17 protein-coding genes are annotated in these 18,781 nt (G+C 47.8%); 10 read left to right on the top strand and 7 right to left on the bottom strand.

Annotated features, from left to right (window positions below; all coding sequences use genetic code 11):
* Positions 1-162 precede the first annotated feature (162 nt).
* Both yhjD and HGT70_RS12025 read right to left on the bottom strand, forming a co-directional pair.
* Entirely contained in the window at positions 163-1,173 is a 1,011-nt protein-coding gene (yhjD, locus tag HGT70_RS12030) for an inner membrane protein YhjD (RefSeq protein WP_071432692.1), read from the bottom strand.
* A gap of 54 nt (positions 1,174-1,227) precedes the next feature.
* Positions 1,228-2,718, bottom strand: coding sequence for an aminotransferase-like domain-containing protein (locus HGT70_RS12025; protein ID WP_071432690.1), 1,491 nt, complete (start codon positions 2,716-2,718; stop codon positions 1,228-1,230).
* Between the two features lie 140 nt (positions 2,719-2,858).
* On the opposite strand from HGT70_RS12025, the gene HGT70_RS12020 reads away from it, so the two are divergent.
* The gene (locus HGT70_RS12020) at positions 2,859-3,443 is read left to right on the top strand and encodes a LysE family translocator (RefSeq protein ID WP_071432688.1); all 585 of its coding nucleotides are present in this window, start codon (positions 2,859-2,861) and stop codon (positions 3,441-3,443) included.
* 34 nt (positions 3,444-3,477) lie between these two features.
* Here HGT70_RS12020 and mqo read toward each other — a convergent pair whose 3' ends face one another.
* Positions 3,478-5,103 carry a malate dehydrogenase (quinone) gene (gene mqo, locus HGT70_RS12015; RefSeq protein ID WP_214195991.1) on the bottom strand — a complete coding sequence of 542 codons (1,626 nt, stop codon included), beginning with the start codon at positions 5,101-5,103 and terminating at the stop codon, positions 3,478-3,480.
* Between the two features lie 378 nt (positions 5,104-5,481).
* Positions 5,482-5,730: a DUF1158 domain-containing protein gene (locus HGT70_RS12010; protein WP_071432685.1), complete on the bottom strand. Its 249-nt coding sequence runs from the start codon at positions 5,728-5,730 to the stop codon at positions 5,482-5,484.
* 244 nt (positions 5,731-5,974) lie between these two features.
* Between HGT70_RS12010 and mntP the strand changes: the two genes are divergently transcribed.
* The 6 genes from mntP to HGT70_RS11980 all read left to right on the top strand — a co-directional run bounded on the left by mntP (position 5,975) and on the right by HGT70_RS11980 (position 11,786).
* Positions 5,975-6,547, top strand: a complete 573-nt coding sequence (mntP, locus tag HGT70_RS12005; RefSeq protein WP_071432682.1) for a manganese efflux pump MntP — start codon at positions 5,975-5,977, stop codon at positions 6,545-6,547.
* A gap of 36 nt (positions 6,548-6,583) precedes the next feature.
* Positions 6,584-6,946 carry a protease inhibitor I42 family protein gene (locus tag HGT70_RS12000; protein WP_071432680.1) on the top strand — a complete coding sequence of 121 codons (363 nt, stop codon included), beginning with the start codon at positions 6,584-6,586 and terminating at the stop codon, positions 6,944-6,946.
* Positions 6,947-7,117: 171 nt separating this feature from the next.
* The gene (locus HGT70_RS11995; protein ID WP_214195989.1) at positions 7,118-8,953 is read left to right on the top strand and encodes an ABC transporter ATP-binding protein; all 1,836 of its coding nucleotides are present in this window, start codon (positions 7,118-7,120) and stop codon (positions 8,951-8,953) included.
* Positions 8,954-9,032: 79 nt separating this feature from the next.
* Positions 9,033-9,536 carry a TIGR00645 family protein gene (locus HGT70_RS11990; RefSeq protein ID WP_071432676.1) on the top strand — a complete coding sequence of 168 codons (504 nt, stop codon included), beginning with the start codon at positions 9,033-9,035 and terminating at the stop codon, positions 9,534-9,536.
* Positions 9,537-9,607: 71 nt separating this feature from the next.
* Complete coding sequence (locus HGT70_RS11985; protein ID WP_157725398.1) at positions 9,608-10,027, top strand: DUF2946 domain-containing protein; 420 nt, start codon at positions 9,608-9,610, stop codon at positions 10,025-10,027.
* A 55-nt stretch (positions 10,028-10,082) separates the two neighbouring features.
* Positions 10,083-11,786, top strand: a complete 1,704-nt coding sequence (locus tag HGT70_RS11980) for a DUF2534 family protein (protein ID WP_071432674.1) — start codon at positions 10,083-10,085, stop codon at positions 11,784-11,786.
* Between the two features lie 45 nt (positions 11,787-11,831).
* Here the strand turns inward: HGT70_RS11980 and gorA are convergent, their stop codons facing one another.
* The gene (gene gorA, locus HGT70_RS11975; RefSeq protein WP_071432672.1) at positions 11,832-13,184 is read right to left on the bottom strand and encodes a glutathione-disulfide reductase; all 1,353 of its coding nucleotides are present in this window, start codon (positions 13,182-13,184) and stop codon (positions 11,832-11,834) included.
* A gap of 140 nt (positions 13,185-13,324) precedes the next feature.
* Between gorA and rnz the strand changes: the two genes are divergently transcribed.
* A complete protein-coding gene (rnz, locus tag HGT70_RS11970; RefSeq protein ID WP_214195987.1) occupies positions 13,325-14,236 on the top strand; it encodes a ribonuclease Z in 912 nt (303 codons plus the stop codon).
* A 52-nt stretch (positions 14,237-14,288) separates the two neighbouring features.
* On the opposite strand, the gene HGT70_RS11965 is transcribed toward rnz, so the two are convergent.
* Entirely contained in the window at positions 14,289-15,131 is an 843-nt protein-coding gene (locus HGT70_RS11965; RefSeq protein ID WP_071432668.1) for a 23S rRNA (adenine(2030)-N(6))-methyltransferase RlmJ, read from the bottom strand.
* 194 nt (positions 15,132-15,325) lie between these two features.
* Here HGT70_RS11965 and prlC point away from each other — a divergent pair, with 194 nt between their 5' ends.
* Positions 15,326-17,368, top strand: a complete 2,043-nt coding sequence (gene prlC / locus HGT70_RS11960; protein WP_214195985.1) for an oligopeptidase A — start codon at positions 15,326-15,328, stop codon at positions 17,366-17,368.
* 4 nt (positions 17,369-17,372) lie between these two features.
* On the top strand, positions 17,373-18,134 hold the full coding sequence (gene rsmJ / locus HGT70_RS11955) for a 16S rRNA (guanine(1516)-N(2))-methyltransferase RsmJ (RefSeq protein ID WP_214195983.1): 762 nt from the start codon (positions 17,373-17,375) through the stop codon (positions 18,132-18,134).
* A gap of 46 nt (positions 18,135-18,180) precedes the next feature.
* Here the strand turns inward: rsmJ and uspA are convergent, their stop codons facing one another.
* Positions 18,181-18,612 carry a universal stress protein UspA gene (gene uspA / locus HGT70_RS11950; protein ID WP_071432661.1) on the bottom strand — a complete coding sequence of 144 codons (432 nt, stop codon included), beginning with the start codon at positions 18,610-18,612 and terminating at the stop codon, positions 18,181-18,183.
* Positions 18,613-18,781 lie beyond the last annotated feature (169 nt).

Genomic DNA, 18,781 nt, shown 5'->3' with positions numbered 1-18,781 from the left:
AGGGTTCAATTGACGCAAGGGAGCTTAGGACGAGAAGAAAGTGAATAATCGCAGTGTTAAGAGGTTAGGTAATACAAGTTATTGGCTAATAGATGAAAAGCTGGTGGGATCGACTGAAAAGAGGCTAAAAAAAATAGTTAATTTAATTTAGCCTCTGTTATATCAATCGGTGGCTGGCTCTTGTACTTCTTTATCCGAAGGAGGTGGCGTCGCAGTTGCTATCCATGCGGCACAAAATAGCGTTAGGCGTGCGAAGAAATAGAAGAACGCCATCAAGCCTAATACCGACCCAAAGGCTGCCCCTGAGGGTGAGGAAGCCAACTTAGGCAATGTAAAGGTCATAATAAACTTAATCAGCTCAAATCCAATCGCTGCCAATAAGGTCCCACGAAATAGTGCTTTTCTATGGGGCTTGTGGCGAGGCAGAATCCAAAATATCCATAAAAATATTAAGTAGTTACAGCCTATTGAGATACAGAGTGCACTCACGGTAATGAGGGGGCGTAACCAACTGATATGATCCAGCCCCAGCGCACTGATTAATGTCGATTGCGCGGATCCCGCGATTGAGTTCAGAGAAACCGAAATAACTAAGGCGATGACTAAGCCGGTTAACGAAATAAAATCGCGCAAATACTTATGCCATAATTTTTCCTGATCCTTCGGCGCTCTCTCCCAAACATCCCGCGATTGCGCTCTAATTGCCTCGCGTAAATTACCGACCCAGCTAATCCCGGAATAGAGTGCCAGTAGCAGCCCCGTAATCCCGACGGTAGTACGCTGCTCAATAGCGGTATTAACAGTACTTTTCAGCGTTGAGGTTAACGTAGGGTCGCTAATACTATTGACTATCTTATCAATTAATTCCGCAAGTAAAGCCTGATTCGAGGCGAGGATAAAACCCAGTGCCGCGAAGGAGACCATTAATATAGGAATTAATGAGAGAAATGAAAAATAGGTAATTGCTGCACCGAACTGGCTACCCAATCGGTCGTTAAACCGCTCGACCGCGCGCAGGAAATGGGCAACGGGTTTCAGTGCGGTAAACCACAGGTAAAAACGTGAAGCTTGTTTAATCGAATGGTCTACAGACGGATTCCCTGTTTTTATAGGAATAATTGACGATACCCGATCCTCGTCTTCCTTTTTTACTTTCTCTTTATTCTCAACCATAAAAATTCCATCATTGTGGTTTGGGCAGTAAATGAGTACTGATTACAGTATAGCTTATGGTTCACCACTATTTTCAACCGCGGTCGTTAAGCCTGGTGTTTGATATTCTTGTGCGGCAATTCCCGTCATTTCACATGCCAACTCGCCAGTACGACGTAGTGCATAGCGGTAACGTTCATCGAAAGGATAGCAGCAGGATAACCGTAATGCGTGGTGATAATGGTCGCTGAGGGAATAAAGAGAACCTGGGGTCACACAAATACGCTCATTTAATAATTGTTCAAACAGATCGACAGTATTAATTTCTCCGGGTAGTTCCGCCCAAAAAACGAATCCACCAGTAGGACGTGTCGCCTGCGTACCTTCTGGAAAATAACGTGAGATCATATCCCTGACTTTATCCATATTACTCGCATAGCGCCGACGCAGTGATCGCAGGTGATGGTCATACCCGCCATTCGCCAGAAATTCGGCAAGAGTATTGGTCAATAACGCCGATTCTCCTAGGGTACTAAGGCCTTTAAGCCGAGAAACGGCTTCGTGGAAACGGCCAGCCATCATCCATCCAATACGAAAATCAGGGGCTAGGGTTTTCGTGAAACTTGTGCAGTAAATTACCCACCCTTCTTTATCGAAACTCTTTATCGCCGGTGATGGGGGGGATTGGAACTGTAGCTCACTATAAATACCGTCTTCAATAATTGGCAATTTGTACTGTTGCGCCAAGTGTGCGAGCCTTTTTTTATCGGCGACGGAGGTCGTAAATCCTAATGGGTTATGGACGGTAGGGATGGTGAGAAGCGCAGAGATCCTTTTTTCCTTCAGCATTAACTCGAGGACGTCCATTTTGATCCCTGTACGGGGATCTGTCGGGATCTCCACAGCTTTTAATCCGAGTTCGGCTAACAGCGGAAATAGAAAGAAATAGGTGGGACTTTCGATACCAATACAATCGCCTGGAGAGGTAATGACACGTAAGGCTAATTGGATCGCCTCTGAGCAACCATGAGTAATAATGATCTCTTCTGCGGAAATGGATAAACCTGAATAGAGGGTACGCTTGGCAATTTGTTCGCGTAGAGGTTCTCCATTATTTGGCAGTGCGTAGGTTGAAATAATGTCAGGCTTTCTGCGTAATAGTGAGGCTGAGATTTTGGCTAGTTTAGCCGTTGGAAAGAAGTCCTCATGTTGCGGACAGGCTAAAGATATATTGGTATAAGCAGGATTACGCTGCGCGGAAAAAGCGGCTTCGATTAACGCCATTTTCTCACGGCCTAGCTGGCGTGGTTTTAATTGTTTTGGTGCAGATGCCGCAACTTCCGCGAGTACGCTACGAACATAAAAACCCGATTGTGGGCGGGCTTCTACTAAACCGCGATTCTCTAAACGCTGCCAAGCCGAGAGCACAGTATTGACACTGACTTGATGGGTTTGTGCCACGCGCCGAATAGCAGGAAGCCGTTGCCCCGCCTTAATTTTTCCTTGATGAATCAGCGTGGCAAATTCGTCAGCAAGTTGTTGATAGCGTGTCGATACCTCAGCCATGGATACACCTTATCCCTTATTTAATGAGTACAATTAACTATAATAAAAATTGTACTCATTACAATAATCATTTTTTGTCTCTGTTACCGTCTTTATCGCTGATGTAGCATAGCCTCAATCTTTTTTGCAGGATACCCATCATGCTTGATCCTTCTTACATCAGTTATGTCGTCGTTATGTCGGTCACACCGGGTCCCAACAATGTGATGTTGGCGACATCTGGTGTGAACTACGGTTTAAAAAAAACCTTACCTATGGTTCTGGGGATCATCGCTGGATGTCTTATTCAGCTCTTATTGTCCATCCTAGCCTTTGAACAATTATTGCATTGGATGGCAGTAATCCGCATCCCACTGACTTTATTGGGAAGCGGATACTTATTTTGGCTTGCTTGGAAAATTTTCCGCTCTTCAGCCCCCCAGTTAACACAGGCCTCTGCACCGATGAGTTTTGTGGGCGCAGTCTTATTCCAAGCCGTTAACCCAAAGGCTTGGCTAATGTGCTTAAATGTCGCGCTCGTTTATGCGGCAAACATTCCCCTGAGCTGGATGTTATTGAGCTACGGCCTAATGACGCTACCTTGCGTCGTGATTTGGGCGATGTTAGGCGATAAGATGAGTGGTCTTTTACAGGACGCAAATAAACGCTGGGTATTCAATAGCGTGATGGCGCTAACCTTAGTGATGACCGCCAGTTGGATGTTGGTAGAAGTGATTAAGGCGTAGAAAGAGTGGCCTGCGAAGAGCAGGCCTTGATGAATTACGAAAGCATAGGTTCGGCTTGCGCCACTGAATGAGTTGTTACGCCCTCAACGAGTGGCTCGCCTTCAGGTTCAGGATAAGCAAGACCCAATACTTCACTGGTATGTTTGAGTACCTGTTCAGTGGCTGGTTTATCCTCGTTAAGCGCGGTGTTCCAATAGGGGATCAGCTGCTTTATCTTCTGCTGCCAACCTTCTGAAACGATCTGATCCTTAAAGATCCGTCCCATCAGATCGAGCATTGCTTGCGCCGCGGTAGAAGCGCCAGGCGAGGCTCCGAGTAGGGCCGAGATAGTCCCATCTTTAGATGTAATAATCTCAGTTCCAAGTTTCAGCGTTCCGCCTTTATTGCCATCATTTTCGATAACTTGTACTCGTTGACCTGCAACGACAAGACGCCAATCTTCAGCCTTAGCGTGCGGTACATATTCCCGTAGCGCGTTGAGACGGTCTTTATCGCTTAACAGTACTTGCCCGATAAGATATTTCACCAAGCCAAAATTACGCGCCCCGACTTGCATCATAGGGACGATATTATTGGGTGTCATCGAGCCGAACATATCGAGTAGTGAGCCTTGTTTTAAAAACTTGGTCGAGAAGGTCGCAAATGGGCCAAACAATAATACTTGCTTGCCATCGAGTACTCGCGTATCTACGTGCGGAACGGACATCGGCGGCGCGCCAACGCTGGCCTTACCATAAACTTTAGCCAGATGCTGCTGGACTAAAGTGGGGTTCTCGGTGACTAAGAAGGAGCCGCCGACTGGAAAACCAGCGAATTTTTTTGCTTCCTCAATACCCGTCTTCTGCAGGAGAGGTAAAGCTCCACCGCCTGCTCCAATAAAGATATGCTTTGCAGTCAGCGTACGCGAAGTATTATTCATCAGGTTCTGTAGCGTCACTTGCCATAAACCATTCTCTAAACGTGTTATCGTCCGAACTTCTTGGCGAAGCGATAAACGAAAACTCTCGTGTTTGCTCAGACTGGCGATAAGTTGTTTGGTTAGCTCGCCAAAATTGACGTCTGTACCGAACGGTGAATGCGTTGCGGCAACGTTTTCACCTGGCCGACGACCTTTCATAATCAGTGGCGCCCATTGCTGAATTTGTTCAGGACTATCGGAAAACGCCATTCCACGGAATAAACAACTAGTCTTCAGACTTTCTGCACGCTTGCGTAAGAAATTAACATTGTCATCCCCCCATACAAAACTCATATGCGGGGTGGTATTAATAAAGCTATGTGGCTCTTCCAGCCGTCCCTGTTCGACGAGGGAGGCCCAAAATTGCCGAGATACGAGGAATGCTTCATTAATCGACACTGCCTTAGAGATATCAATCGAGCCATCTGTACGTTGCGGGGTATAGTTCAATTCAGCTAACGCAGAATGACCGGTACCGGCATTGTTCCAGCCATTAGACGATTCTTCAGCTACACCCGGCAGGCGCTCGACCATTTCAATGCGCCAAGTGGGTTCTACCTCTTGTAGAAGTGTTCCCAGTGTTGCGCTCATAACTCCTGCGCCAATGAGTAGCATATCAAGAGGGGATGATTCGGGTGTATTCGCAGTCATAGCAGGGCTCGCACTCATAGAGAGTGGTAGATGTAGTGATGGTTTCGACATGAGGCAATATCCTCTTCTGTAATGCGTATATCCGCTTACAGCGTGGTGACGGAAAATGAAGCTATCGGTAAGATATCGATAAATATAACATTTCCCTGTCGAATTTAAACACTAGCGCTAAAGTATTTTTTTGGAAGGAGAATAAGAAACAGTAAGCTTAAAATTGGAAATAAAATTTATTTTTTCTTATGTTTTACAGTGATTTAACTATTTTTTATTGTTATATAATCCATTAATAGGCCCGACACCCATCGGCCTTTGTTTATTTAGGTGAAATTAATTAACCTATTGATAATAAAGGTTTGTTTTTTTGTATCAAACATAAATTGCTCATTGTCAAAAAACAGTTAATTAAGTGTTAAAACCAACACTTTTTGCCTACGCTGCAGAGGCAATAAAACGCCGCCAAATAAAACGAATAAGAAAATATTCGACGGTACCTAAGAAGAGAAACCAGAGTGCGAAGACGATAGTGTAGAGTTGATTAAGATCCATCAAGTGAAATACTTTCATCATGGTTTGAGCGAGGCTAAGACCAAAGCTAGGCACGGGAAGTAATAGCGCAGACAGAAAACCTAATAGCAAAATTCCGGCCGGTATGAATAGTGTTTCAAGAGGGTTTTTCATATGGGACTCATATTTTCTTAAAGACGAAGGCTAGGATAATCGAGCCTGATTCAAAAAAATAATTTTACCAAGAATATCCTCGGCTTGCGCCTCGTTTATGTAGGAGGGTTAAAGTTATAGCCTTTGCTATACTTAACTGCATGATTTTATTGCTTTTTTATTTTAATGATAACGTGATAGACTCCGTGTAAAACGAATTCTCGTATCGAATATTACTGTTACTTTATTAATAACTCTGATCACTATGAACATACTTACGACACTTATCTTGGCCTTAGGCATGTCTATGGATGCTTTTGCTGCTGCATTAGGCAAGGGCGCCGTTCTCAAGCAAGTCACTTGGAAAGAAGCACTACGAACAGGGTTGATCTTCGGGGTTATCGAAACACTTACCCCGCTGATCGGTTGGGCGTTGGGCCTTGCCGCAAGTAAATATGTCATGGCTTGGGACCACTGGATTGCCTTCGTATTACTTACGGTTTTGGGCGGACGGATGGTAATTGGCGGGCTTCGCCAACGTAATGATGAAGACATCGCTCAGCCAGAGCGTCACGGGTTTATGGTACTCGCCCTCACGGCGGTGGCGACAAGTTTAGATGCGTTAGCGGTAGGTGTTGGGCTAGCCTTCCTTCAAGTTAATATCGTCCTGACTGCATTGACCATTGGGATAAGCACGACCATCATGGCAACCACAGGTATGCTGATTGGGCGTTTTATCGGCCCAGTACTCGGGAAATGGGCCGAGATCCTAGGCGGTGTTGTGCTCATCGGGATTGGTACATCGATTTTAGTTGAGCACCTTGGCCTACTAGGCTGAGCACTCAACTAGTTTGCACCTCTATAGTGAGGAAGTATGAAAATAAGTAAGAAATTATTAGTAGGCGCCTTAATGTGTTCAGCGTTTTCTGTATTTGCCACTCCTATCCCGCAGACACTTACCGGTGTGAAAGGTAAAGTGGTCGAGTTAGCGGTGGAAAGTAATCCTACTACCGGTTACCAGTGGATGATAAAGCAGCTCCCACCCGAGTTAATTTTTGTGGCAAGCGATTATCAACAAACCTCTGACTGTCCGAAGGGCGCGGTGGGTTGCCCAGGAAAACAGACGTTCACCTTTATCGCTCAACACGCTGGAACCGGAACGTTACAGCTGATCTATGGCCGCTCTTTCGACAAAACCTCGTGGAAAGAGAAAGACGTCCTCATCACCATAAAATAATCGACGATTTATCTTCACGACACTTTTTATGAAGCCAGCCTCTTAATCGAGGGCTGGTTATCTTCTGAGTCTCTGCGTAGGTCGCGACCAATATTCTCCGCTTGAGGCGGAAGTTAAGCCTTTTTTAAAGTAAACTTATTAGTTCATGCACTGCGTAGAGTCGATATAGTTATGATTTCTGAGCGTTTTGAACGATTAATTGATATTTTTCGCGAGCCGCCAAGCCTCGCACCGCCTAAGGACATTGGCGCTTTCTATCTTTACTACCTACGCCAAGTGTGGCCGTGCTTTGCGGCATTACTGGTTGTTGGTTTCTTGGGCGCACTTATTGAAGTCGCGCTATTTAGCTACCTTAGTACTATCATCGATTTAGTTAACCAGAGCCAGCCGGCCACACTCTTCCATCAACATTGGCCAATCCTGTTATGGATGGGCGCGGTAGCGTTACTTATTCGTCCTGTGATGATCTGGTTGCACGATTTACTTATCCATCAAACAATTAATCCCCGCATGACGAGCATGATCCGCTGGCAGAACCATCGCTACGTGTTACGCCAAAGCCTCTCCTTCTTCCAAGGAGACTTTGCGGGGCGTATTGCACAACGGATCATGCAGACCGGTAATTCTGTACGCGATTCTGCGGTGCAGCTGGTGGATGCAATTTGGCATGTAGTGATCTATGCCGTGACCTCTCTGGTACTTTTTGCAGAGACCGACTGGAAGCTAATGGTTCCACTCATTATCTGGATGATTGTCTACGTTGCGGCACTGCGCTATTTCGTACCGAAAGTAAAGCAACGCTCTGTCGTTTCTTCAGAAGCACGCTCCAAATTAATGGGCTTTATTGTCGATGGTTACACCAATATAGCGACCTTAAAACTCTTTGCGCACAGCGCACTGGAAGAGCAAAACGCACGAGAAACCCTACAGGATCAGACTGAAAAGACACAGTTAGCGGGACGTATGATTACGGCTATGGACGTCACCCTCTCTACGATGAATGGGGCGCTTATCGTTACGACTACCGGGCTTGCGTTATGGCTCTGGAGTCAGTCGCTAATCTCTGTAGGAGCGATTGCGCTCGCCACAGGACTGGTTATTCGTCTGGTTAACATGTCAGGCTGGATAATGTGGGTCGTGAACGGCATCTTCGATAATATAGGTACCGTACAAGATGGGATGAAAACCGTTTCTCAGCCGTTGAGCGTGCAGGATAGCCCCACCGCGCAACAGTTGAAGGTAACACAAGGCGAAATCGTCTTTGACCACGTGCGTTTCGGTTATTCTAAAGAGCGAACCATTATCGATGGATTGAACTTAACCCTTCATCCTGGCGAAAAAATCGGGTTAATTGGCTCATCGGGTGCTGGGAAATCGACGCTCGTTAACCTGTTACTGAGAATGTACGATGTCGACGACGGACAGATCAGTATTGATCAGCAAAATATTGCCACGGTGACTCAGGATAGCTTACGCAGCCAAATAGGGATGATCACACAGGATACTTCTCTCCTGCACCGTTCGATTCGTGACAACCTACTCTATGGACGTCCGAACGCCACGGAAGAAGAACTTGCGTCAGCGATACTCGGTGCACGGGCCGATGAGTTTATTCCACAACTCTCCGATAACGAAGGGCGTGTGGGACTTGACGCACAAGTCGGTGAACGGGGTGTGAAACTCTCCGGCGGTCAGCGTCAGCGTATCGCAATAGCGCGCGTCTTACTGAAAAATGCACCGATACTCATTATGGACGAAGCGACCTCCGCGTTAGACTCGGAAGTAGAAGCCGCCATCCAAGAAAGTTTAGAATCTCTAATGAGTGGTAAAACGGTCATCGCCATTGCACACCGTCTTTCAACGATTGCCCGGATGGATCGGCTGATCGTCCTACATCAGGGTCGTATCGCTGAACAAGGTACGCACCAGCAACTCTTGGCGCAACAGGGTATATATGCGCGTTTATGGCAGCGTCAAACGGGCGGGTTCGTCGGCGTTGATGAGTAATCGATAACGATTAGTGGGTCAGTTTAGGCATTCAATTTGCTACAATGACCCACACTTCTTTTTAGTTGCTTGGATAATTATGGAACGTTTTGTCGAAAATTTAATGTATGCCACTCGCTGGATCCTGGCACCTGTCTACTTTGGTCTATCGATTGGATTACTCGCATTAACCGTAAAATTTTTCCAAGAAGTCATCCATGTCCTCCCTGAGCTCTTCTCGGTTAGCGAAAATGATCTCATCTTACTTCTCCTCTCGTTGATCGATATGTCGTTGGTAGGAGGATTACTGATTATGGTGATGCTATCGGGTTATGAAAACTTTATTTCGCGACTGGATATAGATGAGAGCAAAGAAAAACTAAGCTGGCTGGGGAAGATGGATGCTGGGTCGTTAAAAAATAAAGTTGCCGCCTCTATCGTGGCGATTTCCTCAATCCATTTATTACGCGTTTTTATGGAAGTACGCACCATTGAAAACAGTAAAATACTCTGGTACGTCATTCTGCATGTGACCTTCGTCTTTTCAGCATTCGTGATGGGATATTTAGATAAATTATCCCGCCACGATAAGTCCGCGCATTAATCACTAACGTCTTTGTCTTGGGACGGTTTATACTCAGGTCCCAAGGCTTTGATAATAAATAGACAGCGCTCATGTTCCTAACACCGGTGAAATATCGACTCGCAGCAGTATCTGCAATACTGTCGATTTTACTGCTGTTTATCGCCCCGCTGATCTCCTTGTCACTCTATCTCTCTCATTCCCAATCACTCCTAACTGCTGCTGAAACTCATGCGCAAAGGATGAATAACGAAGAGATGCCAGGGATGGACATGCCGCACGGTATGGCTATGCAGAAGGGCGACCATACTATGTCACCTGAGTCAGGAATGCTCTGTGGCTACTGTGAGTTATTGGTCCACTTTCCCTTCTTCGCGTGGATCGCCGCCGCGGTGCTTTGGCTAATCACGGCATTATCCCGATTTTCCCCATACTTACCCTACCGAACAATCGTTCTACTTCCCTGTTATCCGCCACGGCTATCAAGAGGCCCCCCGCGCGTCTTAAGTTAATCAACGCTGCACTCAATGAAGTGCGTAGACTTTCTTTTTGACAAGCGAGATCGCTATGACTCACTCTGTAAAAATGACGTCGGATAACACTAGTGCATTTATGCTACTGCTACGTCGTTTACATTTCTATATTGGCCTATTTGTTGGCCCATTTATTTTTATCGCGTCATTAACGGGGATGCTATATGTGGTAACGCCGGGTGTAGAGCGCGCGCTATATGCCTCTACCCTCAATGTCGTTCCAGACGGCAAACCCCATTCGCTCGCCGAGCAAGTTACGGCTGCACAGCGCGCAGTACATTCGCCCGGAAGTATTACGGCTTTACGCCCTGCGCCTACCGCGACAGATACGACACGCGTACAGTTCTCGCAAGCTGGATTGGGACCTTCTGAAACGCGGGCAATCTTTGTCGATCCTTATCGACTCACCATCACTGGGGACTACACGGTCTATGGAACCTCGGGGATATTACCGTTGCGCACCACACTTGATCATCTCCATCAAAGCTTATTACTGGGGAATATCGGGCGAGCGTATAGCGAACTCGCTGCGTCATGGATGTGGATTGCCGCAGTAGGTGGATTGATCCTCTGGGTAGCCTCTTACCGGCGGTTAAAGATGGCGGCAGGTCGCTCCCGTTTCAGCCAACGTTGGCATCGGCGAATGGGGGGTATATTACTGCTGGGAATGTTATTTCTTTCGGCGACTGGCATCACGTGGTCGCAATGGGCGGGTGAGAACGTTAATCGTATGCGTCATGCTTTTGGATGGTTGACGCCTCAAGTGACCGCCATCGTCGGTGTTCCTGCGCAACAGCAGCCGCATACTGCGCACGCTGAGCACCAAGCGATGGATATGGGGAGTATGCCAGGTATGGATATGAGCACCCCCTCGCCGACACCTCGGCCGACCTATAACGTGGCAGATAATGAATGGGACCGCATACTGTTAGCCGCTCGTCAGAGTGGAATTCATGCCAACAAAATCGAAATTCGACCACCGAAAGATAGCCATCATACCTGGACGGTATCCGAAATTGATCATCGTTGGCCAGTACAGGTAGATGCCGTAGCCCTAGACCCCAAAACACTGGCGGTTATTGATCACGTCGAGTTTCGTCATTATCCGCTTCTGGCAAAATTGACCCGCTGGGGAGTGGATGCACATATGGGGCTACTCTTTGGCTGGGTAAACCAGCTGATGTTAGCCCTTTTTGCACTCGGACTTTGCGCCATGATTATCATGGGGTATCGATTATGGTGGGTACGCCGTCCTGACCCGGCCAATCACTCGCCAGCAGTAACCTTAAGTGAGGCTTGGCGAAACTGTCCTATCGTGACACGAAGCCTAGTCATTGTGATAGCTGTACTAGTAGGTTATGCCTTACCCGTTCTTGGAGTAAGCCTAGTACTCTTTGTACTGATCGACATATTACGCTGGAAGAGGGCGAAAACCATGCAACTCACGCCGCTAGACGAGCTACCGCTTGCGACAGCTGAACAGAAGCAAAAGCAGAGAAAGAAACGTCATTTTATTCGTGGTGTCATCGCTATTTGGTTAATCACCTGTACGGTCATGACAAGGGCGATTATAGGGGGCGTTATTGATGAATATCATATTCCCTTTACGGAATGGTCGGGCGGGATGTATGCAATACAGGGTATGATGATTATCATCTACACCAGTGTATTCACCGGATTGATGTCGATTCCGCTCTGGTACTTCTTCTTAGGCGAGAGTGACCCACAAGGAGAGTAGCTTGGCCAAAAAAAACCACCCGCGGGTGGTTTTTTAGTATGTATATCAGCGCATGGTGACAAATTCTTCTGCCGAGGTAGGGTGGATCGCGACAGTGTTATCGAAGTCGCTCTTCGTTGCCCCCATCTTCAGGGCAACGGCAAACCCTTGCAACATCTCGTCCATTCCATAGCCAATGCCATGGATACCGACAATTTTCTCTTCTTTGCCGACGCAGACTAGCTTCATACGACAAGGCTGACGATATTGCGTAACCGCCGTATACATCGCGGTGAATGACGAGGTGTATACCTTAACCTGCTCGTCACCGAATTTTTCGCGCGCATCCGGCTCGCTAAGTCCGACGGTACCGATCGGCGGATGGCTAAAGACTACCGTAGCGACGTTTGAATAATCGAGATGTTCGTCAGGCTTATTGTTAAACAGACGCTCAGAAAGACGACGACCCGCAGCAACAGCGACAGGGGTCAGCTCGATCGCTCCCGTATTATCGCCGACTGCATAGATTCCTGGCACAGAGGTGTTTTGGAACTTATCGACGTTGATATAGCCTTTATCGTTAAGCTCCACACCCGTTGCTGACAGATTAATCGCATCCGTCGACGGCGCGCGCCCAATGGCCCAAATTAAGCAATCGGTATTATGTTGTTGTCCGTTGGTGAAATGGATCGTTAAACTACCATCACTATTTTTCTCGATACGCTCAGCCTCGCACTGCTTGTGTAGGTGCGGCCCTTCTTTTTCCATTACCTCTACTAGCGTATCAGAAAGCAGCGGATCGAAACCACGCAACGGCTTATCCTTACGTAAGAAGAGGTCGGTTTCTGCTCCTAGGGAATTGAGCACACCGGCGACTTCCACGGCGATATAGCCCGCACCGATAACGGCAACGCGCGCAGGTAGTTCTTCAAGCTCAAAGAAACCATCCGAATTAATGCCATATTCAGCGCCTGGAATTTCTGGTAAAACTGGGTGGCCACCCGTAGCGATCAGGATATGATCAGCAGTATAGGTTTCGCCAGCCACTTCAACGGTATGGGCATCGACAAAGGTAGCAAACCCTCTGATAACGTCGACATTATTTTTTCCTAGCACGTTATCGTAGGAAGTGTGAATACGGTCGATATATGCAGAGCGATTTTTGATCAGGGTTTTCCAATCAAATTTATTTACCGTGGTATCGAAGCCATAATCAGGGCCGTACATATGAATAGCTTCAGCGATCTGTGCTGCATGCCACATGACTTTCTTCGGTACGCAGCCCACGTTTACACAGGTTCCGCCAAGCGCTTTCGCTTCAACTAAGGCACATTTTTTGCCATGCATCGCAGCGCGGTTAATAGAGGCAATGCCACCACTCCCGCCACCAATAGCGAGATAATCATAATGTTTTGTCATCGTTCCTTCCATCTCAGTTGAAGTCGGTCGTTAATAAGTATCTCGGCACAGTGTAACCTGTGGCGGAAAAACTATGCAAAGTTTGCTTCTATAGCTGTAATAGGCTTAGATCATTAAATAAACTTCAATCGGACACTGTGATGCATCTAACTTTTCTCGGAACCTGTGCAGGAGCACCTAGTCTACACCGCAATGTCACCAGTATAGCACTGACCTTCTCACCTAAGGGGGAGACGTGGCTATTCGACTGTGGAGAGGCAACTCAGCATCAGTTTATGCGTACCGCACTAAAGCCGGGGCGATTAGAAAAAATCTTTATCACTCATCTTCATGGTGACCATATTTTCGGCCTACCTGGCCTATTAACGAGTCGTTCGATGAGTAGTATCGTTACGCCGCTGACCATTTATGGTCCGAAAGGGCTAAAAACCTTTATTGATACGGCATTACAAATCAGCGGATCTTGGGTAGATTTCCCGCTTACAATCGTCGAAGTGGAGCCTGGAATCGTCGATGAAAACGATGAGTTCCGAGTGATTGCTCAGCCTCTAGACCATGCTATCACCTGTTTTGGCTATCGGGTTGAGCAGAAAGATCTCCCCGGTAGGCTGGACCAAGACCTATTAAAAGCGGATGATATTCCGGCAGGTGTTTGGTTACAGCATCTTAAAAGAGGGAAAGATGTTCGCCTACCCGACGGACGTGAGCTGAGTGCTCAACGTTATTTGGGCCCGGGTAAGAAAGGGAAGGTCGTGACTCTCCTCGGCGATACCGCACCCTGCGAAAATGCCATCTTATTGGCTCAGGACGCTGATATTCTGGTTCATGAAGCGACTTTGGAAGCCGCGATGGCGGAAAAAGCGAATGGAAGAGGGCACTCCACAACCGCGCAGGCGGCAGAGATAGCACAGCGCGCACAGGTAAAAAAACTGATCGCGACCCACTTTAGCTCTCGTTATCGCCATCATGACATGCCGCGTCTTTTGGCAGAGTGTCGCGCAGTATTTACGAACACCGAGTTCGCAGAGGATTTCATGGTCGTAGAGATTTAGGCCTAGCGAGTGTGGGATTAAGCGCTACATCGATAGTAGCGCTCAGAGTGCATTATTCAGGAACGATCCATTCAACCGAGGTATGACCAATCCCCTGAGGGACTAATTGTTCATGCAGCCAAGGAAGTACCGCTTTCATCTGCTGCTCTAACTTCCATGGCGGATTAATCACAATCATCCCTGAAGCGGTCATTCCACGTTGATCGCTGTCTGGTTTGACCGCCAATTCAATTTGCAGGATACGACGGATCCCGGTGTCTTTAAGATCGGCGACCATACGTTTAATTTGTTGGCGTAATACTACTGGATACCACAACGCATAGACGCCGGTAGAAAAGCGCTTATAGCCTTCTGCTATCCCTTGGACGACCGCTTGATAGTCGGTCTTAATCTCATACGGAGGATCGATAAGGATCAGGCCGCGGCGAGACGGAGGGGGAAGCTTAGCCTTTAGCTGCTGATAGCCATCGCTACGCGAAACCACTGCGCGCTGATCTTTTTGGAATTCACCGCGTAATAGCGGGAAGTCGCTAGGATGCAGCTCTGTTAGCTGCAACTGATCTTGCTCGCGTAATAAATGGCGGGCAATCAGCGGAGAGCCTGGGTAATACTTAAGTTGCCCAGAGGGATTCAAATCACGGACGGCTTGTAAGTAAGGCGTCAATTCTGCAGGAATATTGCTCTGCTGCCAGATCCGGGCGATCCCTTCGGTATATTCGCCTGTCCGTTCAGCGTGCTCGCTATTAAGAAGATAACGGCCAGCTCCTGCATGAGTATCCAAGTAGAGAAAAGGCTTATCTTTCTCCTTCAGCGCCGAAATAATAAGGCTTTGCACAGTGTGCTTTAAAACGTCGGCATGGTTACCCGCGTGGAAGCTGTGGCGATAGCTCAGCATGTGATGTCCTTTATTGCAAACACATATAAAAACGAGACAGGTATAGCTGTCTATGAAGGGTAAGTATAACAAATTGCATCCGCAGGCAGTAGCATTACGCGAGATAGTCAGGAGAGCGATTGATATTTGTATATCTGTCCCCATATCTTAAAAATACGCTCAGCGTCTAACTCAAACTTCTATAGGATGGTGCTATGACAAACCCACTACTCACCCCTTTCGGCTTGCCTCCTTTCTCAGCAATAAAACCCGAGCATGTTGTGCCTGCGGTCACGGCGGCCTTAGACGAGTGCCGAGCAACGGTGGAACGAGTCGTCGCCCAACCTGGCCCCTATACGTGGCAGAACCTTTGCCAACCGTTGGCCGAAGCGGACGACCGCTTAGGGCGTATTTTTTCGCCGGTCAGCCACCTCAACTCGGTTAAGAACAGCCCCGAGTTACGTGAAGCCTATGAAGGCGCATTACCACTACTTTCTGAATACGGGACTTGGGTGGGACAACATGCCGGTCTTTATCAAGCCTACCGTAGTTTGAAGGATGGCCCTAACTATGCCGCTTTGTCAGTCGCTGAGCAAAAAGCGGTCGATAACGCACTACGCGACTTTGAGCTTTCTGGAATCGGCTTACCGAGCGAGAAACAAAAACGCTATGGCGAAATCTCTGCGCGGTTATCAGAAATCGGTGCGGCTTATAGTAACAATGTCCTCGATGCGACGATGGGCTGGAGCAAGCTCATCACTGATGAAAATGACCTAGCGGGCATGCCAGAAAGTGCCCTAGCCGCGGCGAAAGCCCAAGCGCAGGCGAAGGAACAGGATGGGTGGCTACTGACGCTGGATATTCCGAGCTATTTGCCAGTCATGACGTATTGCGATAACCAAGCGCTACGTGAAGAAATGTACCGCGCCTACAGCACTCGTGCTTCAGACCAAGGCCCGAATGCCGGTAAATGGGATAACGGCCCGCTGATTGAAGAAGAATTAGCACTGCGCCACGAAATCGCACAATTACTTGGTTTCGGCTCATTTGCAGAGAAATCGCTGGCCACTAAGATGGCCGAATCGACGGATCAAGTCATCGGCTTCCTTAACGATCTCGCCGAACGCGCTCAGCCACAAGGCCAGCGAGAGCTTGCGCAATTACGTGAGTTCGCTCAGCAACAGTATGGCGTTAGCGATCTCCAGCCTTGGGATATCACGTGGTACGCCGAAAAACAAAAGCAACATCTCTACACTATCAGTGACGAACAACTGCGACCTTATTTCCCGGAAGCCCGTGCCCTAAGCGGTTTATTCGAGGTGATTCGCCGTGTCTATGGTCTTCGTGCGGCAGAACGTCATGATGTCGATGTTTGGCATCCAGAGGTTCGGTTCTTCGATCTATTTGATAGCAAAGATCAGTTGGTAGGTAGCTTCTATCTCGACCTCTATGCGCGTGAAAATAAGCGTGGCGGTGCGTGGATGGATGATTGTGTTGGACGGATGAAAAAAGCAGACGGGTCGCTACAAAAACCGGTCGCCTACCTTACTTGTAACTTCAACCGCCCAATTGGGGATAAACCAGCGCTTTTCACTCATGACGAAGTCGTTACTTTGTTCCATGAGTTTGGCCATGGTCTACACCATATGCTGACTCAAATCGATACCGCGGGTGTGTCAGGTATTAACGGTGTGCCTTGGGATGCGGTCGAGTTACCGAGTCAATTCATGGAAAACTGGTGCTGGGAACCTGAAGCATTAGCCTTTATCTCTGGCCATTATGAAACAGGTGAACCACTGCCTCAGTCATTACTTGAAAAAATGTTGGCAGCAAAAAACTATAATGCTGCAATGTTTATTCTGCGCCAGCTAGAGTTCGGTCTCTTTGATTTCCGTTTACACGCGGAGTATCAACCGGAAAAAGGCGCTCGCCTACTAGAAATATTACAAGACGTGAAACAGAAGGTTGCCGTCATGCCGTCGCCAGCATGGGGACGGTTCCCACATGCCTTCAGTCATATTTTTGCTGGTGGCTACGCGGCAGGTTACTACAGCTACCTCTGGGCGGATGTGTTAGCCGCCGATGCATGGTCGCGTTTTGAAAAAGAAGGGATTTTTAATCGCGAGACCGGTCAGTCCTTCTTAGATAACGTCCTAAGTCGCGGCGGGTCTGAAGCTCCGATGGAACTCTTCAAGCGCTTTCGCGGACGTGAGCCACAGATCGATGCGATGCTGAAGCAGTATGGAATAGAAGGCTAGGTAAGTGAACATTTACTTACTTGATGAAATGGGCGCCCAATCGGGCGCCCTAAATGCTATCGCTGAACGCTGGGAATTAGTGCACGACGAGAATGCTCCATTAGCGCTAGTACTAACGCCCGAACATTTAGAATTACGTAAACGTGACGAACCTAAACTAGGCGGCGTATTTGTCGATTTCGTTTCTGGGGCGATGGCTCACCGACGTAAGTTTGGCGGTGGTCGCGGTGAAGCGGTCGCCAAAGCGGTGGGGATTAAGGGCAGTTATCTCCCGGACGTGGTGGATGCAACGGCTGGACTTGGCCGGGATGCTTTTGTTTTAGCATCGTTAGGCTGTCGGGTAAGGATGATTGAACGGCATCCCGTCGTTGCGGCATTGCTGGAAGATGGGCTACGCAGAGGGTATCAAGATCCAGAGATTGGTGAGTGGTTACTACAGCGCCTAACGCTTATTTACGGCGCGAGCGCGCAGCAACTTAGTACTCTGACACCTAGACCTGATGTCGTTTATCTTGACCCCATGTATCCACACCGCCAGAAAAGCGCGCTGGTCAAAAAAGAGATGCGGATATTTCAGTCGCTAGTCGGGCCAGATGAAGACGCCGATGCTCTACTGGAGCCAGCTAGAAAATTAGCTAAAAAGCGCATCGTAGTGAAACGTCCCGACTATGCGCCCGTACTTGATGGCGTGGAGACCAGCGCAGCGGTGGTAACGAAAAGTCATCGGTTCGATATCTATCCGTCACTCAATCCAGAAAACCCTTAATAAGCGCTCCCGATCGGTATTAATACGACCGGGAAGCGTTCACTAATTACTCTTCGTCGCGAAACGGTACGATAAGCATATCGACGTGGACATTATTGATAAGTTGACGTGCCGAAGACATCAATTTACTCCAAAAATCTTGATGATGGCCACAAATGACTAAATCGATATCATATTTATTTATCGCATCGATCAGCACCTGAGCTAGCTCGCCTGTCCCGCTTAATATCTCACTAAAAGGGTAACCCGCTTGGTTGGCGAGTGTCGTCAACGCCTGCGAGGTCTCTTGCGAGATGCGCTTTTGCATATCTCCCAAATTGACATCGATAAGCCCGGTATAAAGGTCGGAGTAGTTGACATCAACATGGATAATAGAAACTTTGGCATTATAAGGTTTTGCCAGAGACACTGCTTTCTGGACTAACTCTTCGCTTTCTGGTGAGAGATCGACCGCCACCAAAACATGATGATAAGACATGGTAAACTCCTTGTTAGCGCAATAGCCACGACACCAAAGGTCGTTCGTATTGATGTTTCTATGAAGTCCAATCATAGCCTTATGCGTAAGGACTGTCATGGTGAAACACGATAATTAATTAATAGAAGTATAGTGTGGCTTAGCAAGAAAGAGGGAGAATGTGCGGGGA

The sequence above is a fragment of the Rosenbergiella collisarenosi genome (assembly GCF_018494085.1).
GTDB classification, from domain to species: Bacteria; Pseudomonadota; Gammaproteobacteria; order Enterobacterales; family Enterobacteriaceae; genus Rosenbergiella; species Rosenbergiella collisarenosi.
This window is presented reverse-complemented; position numbering and strand designations above follow the sequence as displayed.

Bases quoted from the DNA above. Each gene is read 5' to 3' on its own strand.
- rnz (WP_214195987.1), top strand. From the start codon at position 13,325: ATGCATCTAACTTTTCTCGGAACCTGTGCAGGAGCACCTAGTCTACAC.
- HGT70_RS12010 (WP_071432685.1), bottom strand. From the start codon at position 5,730: ATGAAAAACCCTCTTGAAACACTATTCATACCGGCCGGAATTTTGCTA.
- mqo (WP_214195991.1), bottom strand. From the start codon at position 5,103: ATGTCGAAACCATCACTACATCTACCACTCTCTATGAGTGCGAGCCCT.
- mntP (WP_071432682.1), top strand. From the start codon at position 5,975: ATGAACATACTTACGACACTTATCTTGGCCTTAGGCATGTCTATGGAT.
- HGT70_RS11990 (WP_071432676.1), top strand. From the start codon at position 9,033: ATGGAACGTTTTGTCGAAAATTTAATGTATGCCACTCGCTGGATCCTG.
- gorA (WP_071432672.1), bottom strand. From the start codon at position 13,184: ATGACAAAACATTATGATTATCTCGCTATTGGTGGCGGGAGTGGTGGC.
- HGT70_RS11980 (WP_071432674.1), top strand. From the start codon at position 10,083: ATGACTCACTCTGTAAAAATGACGTCGGATAACACTAGTGCATTTATG.
- prlC (WP_214195985.1), top strand. From the start codon at position 15,326: ATGACAAACCCACTACTCACCCCTTTCGGCTTGCCTCCTTTCTCAGCA.
- HGT70_RS11965 (WP_071432668.1), bottom strand. From the start codon at position 15,131: ATGCTGAGCTATCGCCACAGCTTCCACGCGGGTAACCATGCCGACGTT.
- HGT70_RS11995 (WP_214195989.1), top strand. From the start codon at position 7,118: ATGATTTCTGAGCGTTTTGAACGATTAATTGATATTTTTCGCGAGCCG.
- HGT70_RS12025 (WP_071432690.1), bottom strand. From the start codon at position 2,718: ATGGCTGAGGTATCGACACGCTATCAACAACTTGCTGACGAATTTGCC.
- HGT70_RS11985 (WP_157725398.1), top strand. From the start codon at position 9,608: ATGTTCCTAACACCGGTGAAATATCGACTCGCAGCAGTATCTGCAATA.
- uspA (WP_071432661.1), bottom strand. From the start codon at position 18,612: ATGTCTTATCATCATGTTTTGGTGGCGGTCGATCTCTCACCAGAAAGC.
- HGT70_RS12020 (WP_071432688.1), top strand. From the start codon at position 2,859: ATGCTTGATCCTTCTTACATCAGTTATGTCGTCGTTATGTCGGTCACA.
- HGT70_RS12000 (WP_071432680.1), top strand. From the start codon at position 6,584: ATGAAAATAAGTAAGAAATTATTAGTAGGCGCCTTAATGTGTTCAGCG.
- yhjD (WP_071432692.1), bottom strand. From the start codon at position 1,173: ATGGTTGAGAATAAAGAGAAAGTAAAAAAGGAAGACGAGGATCGGGTA.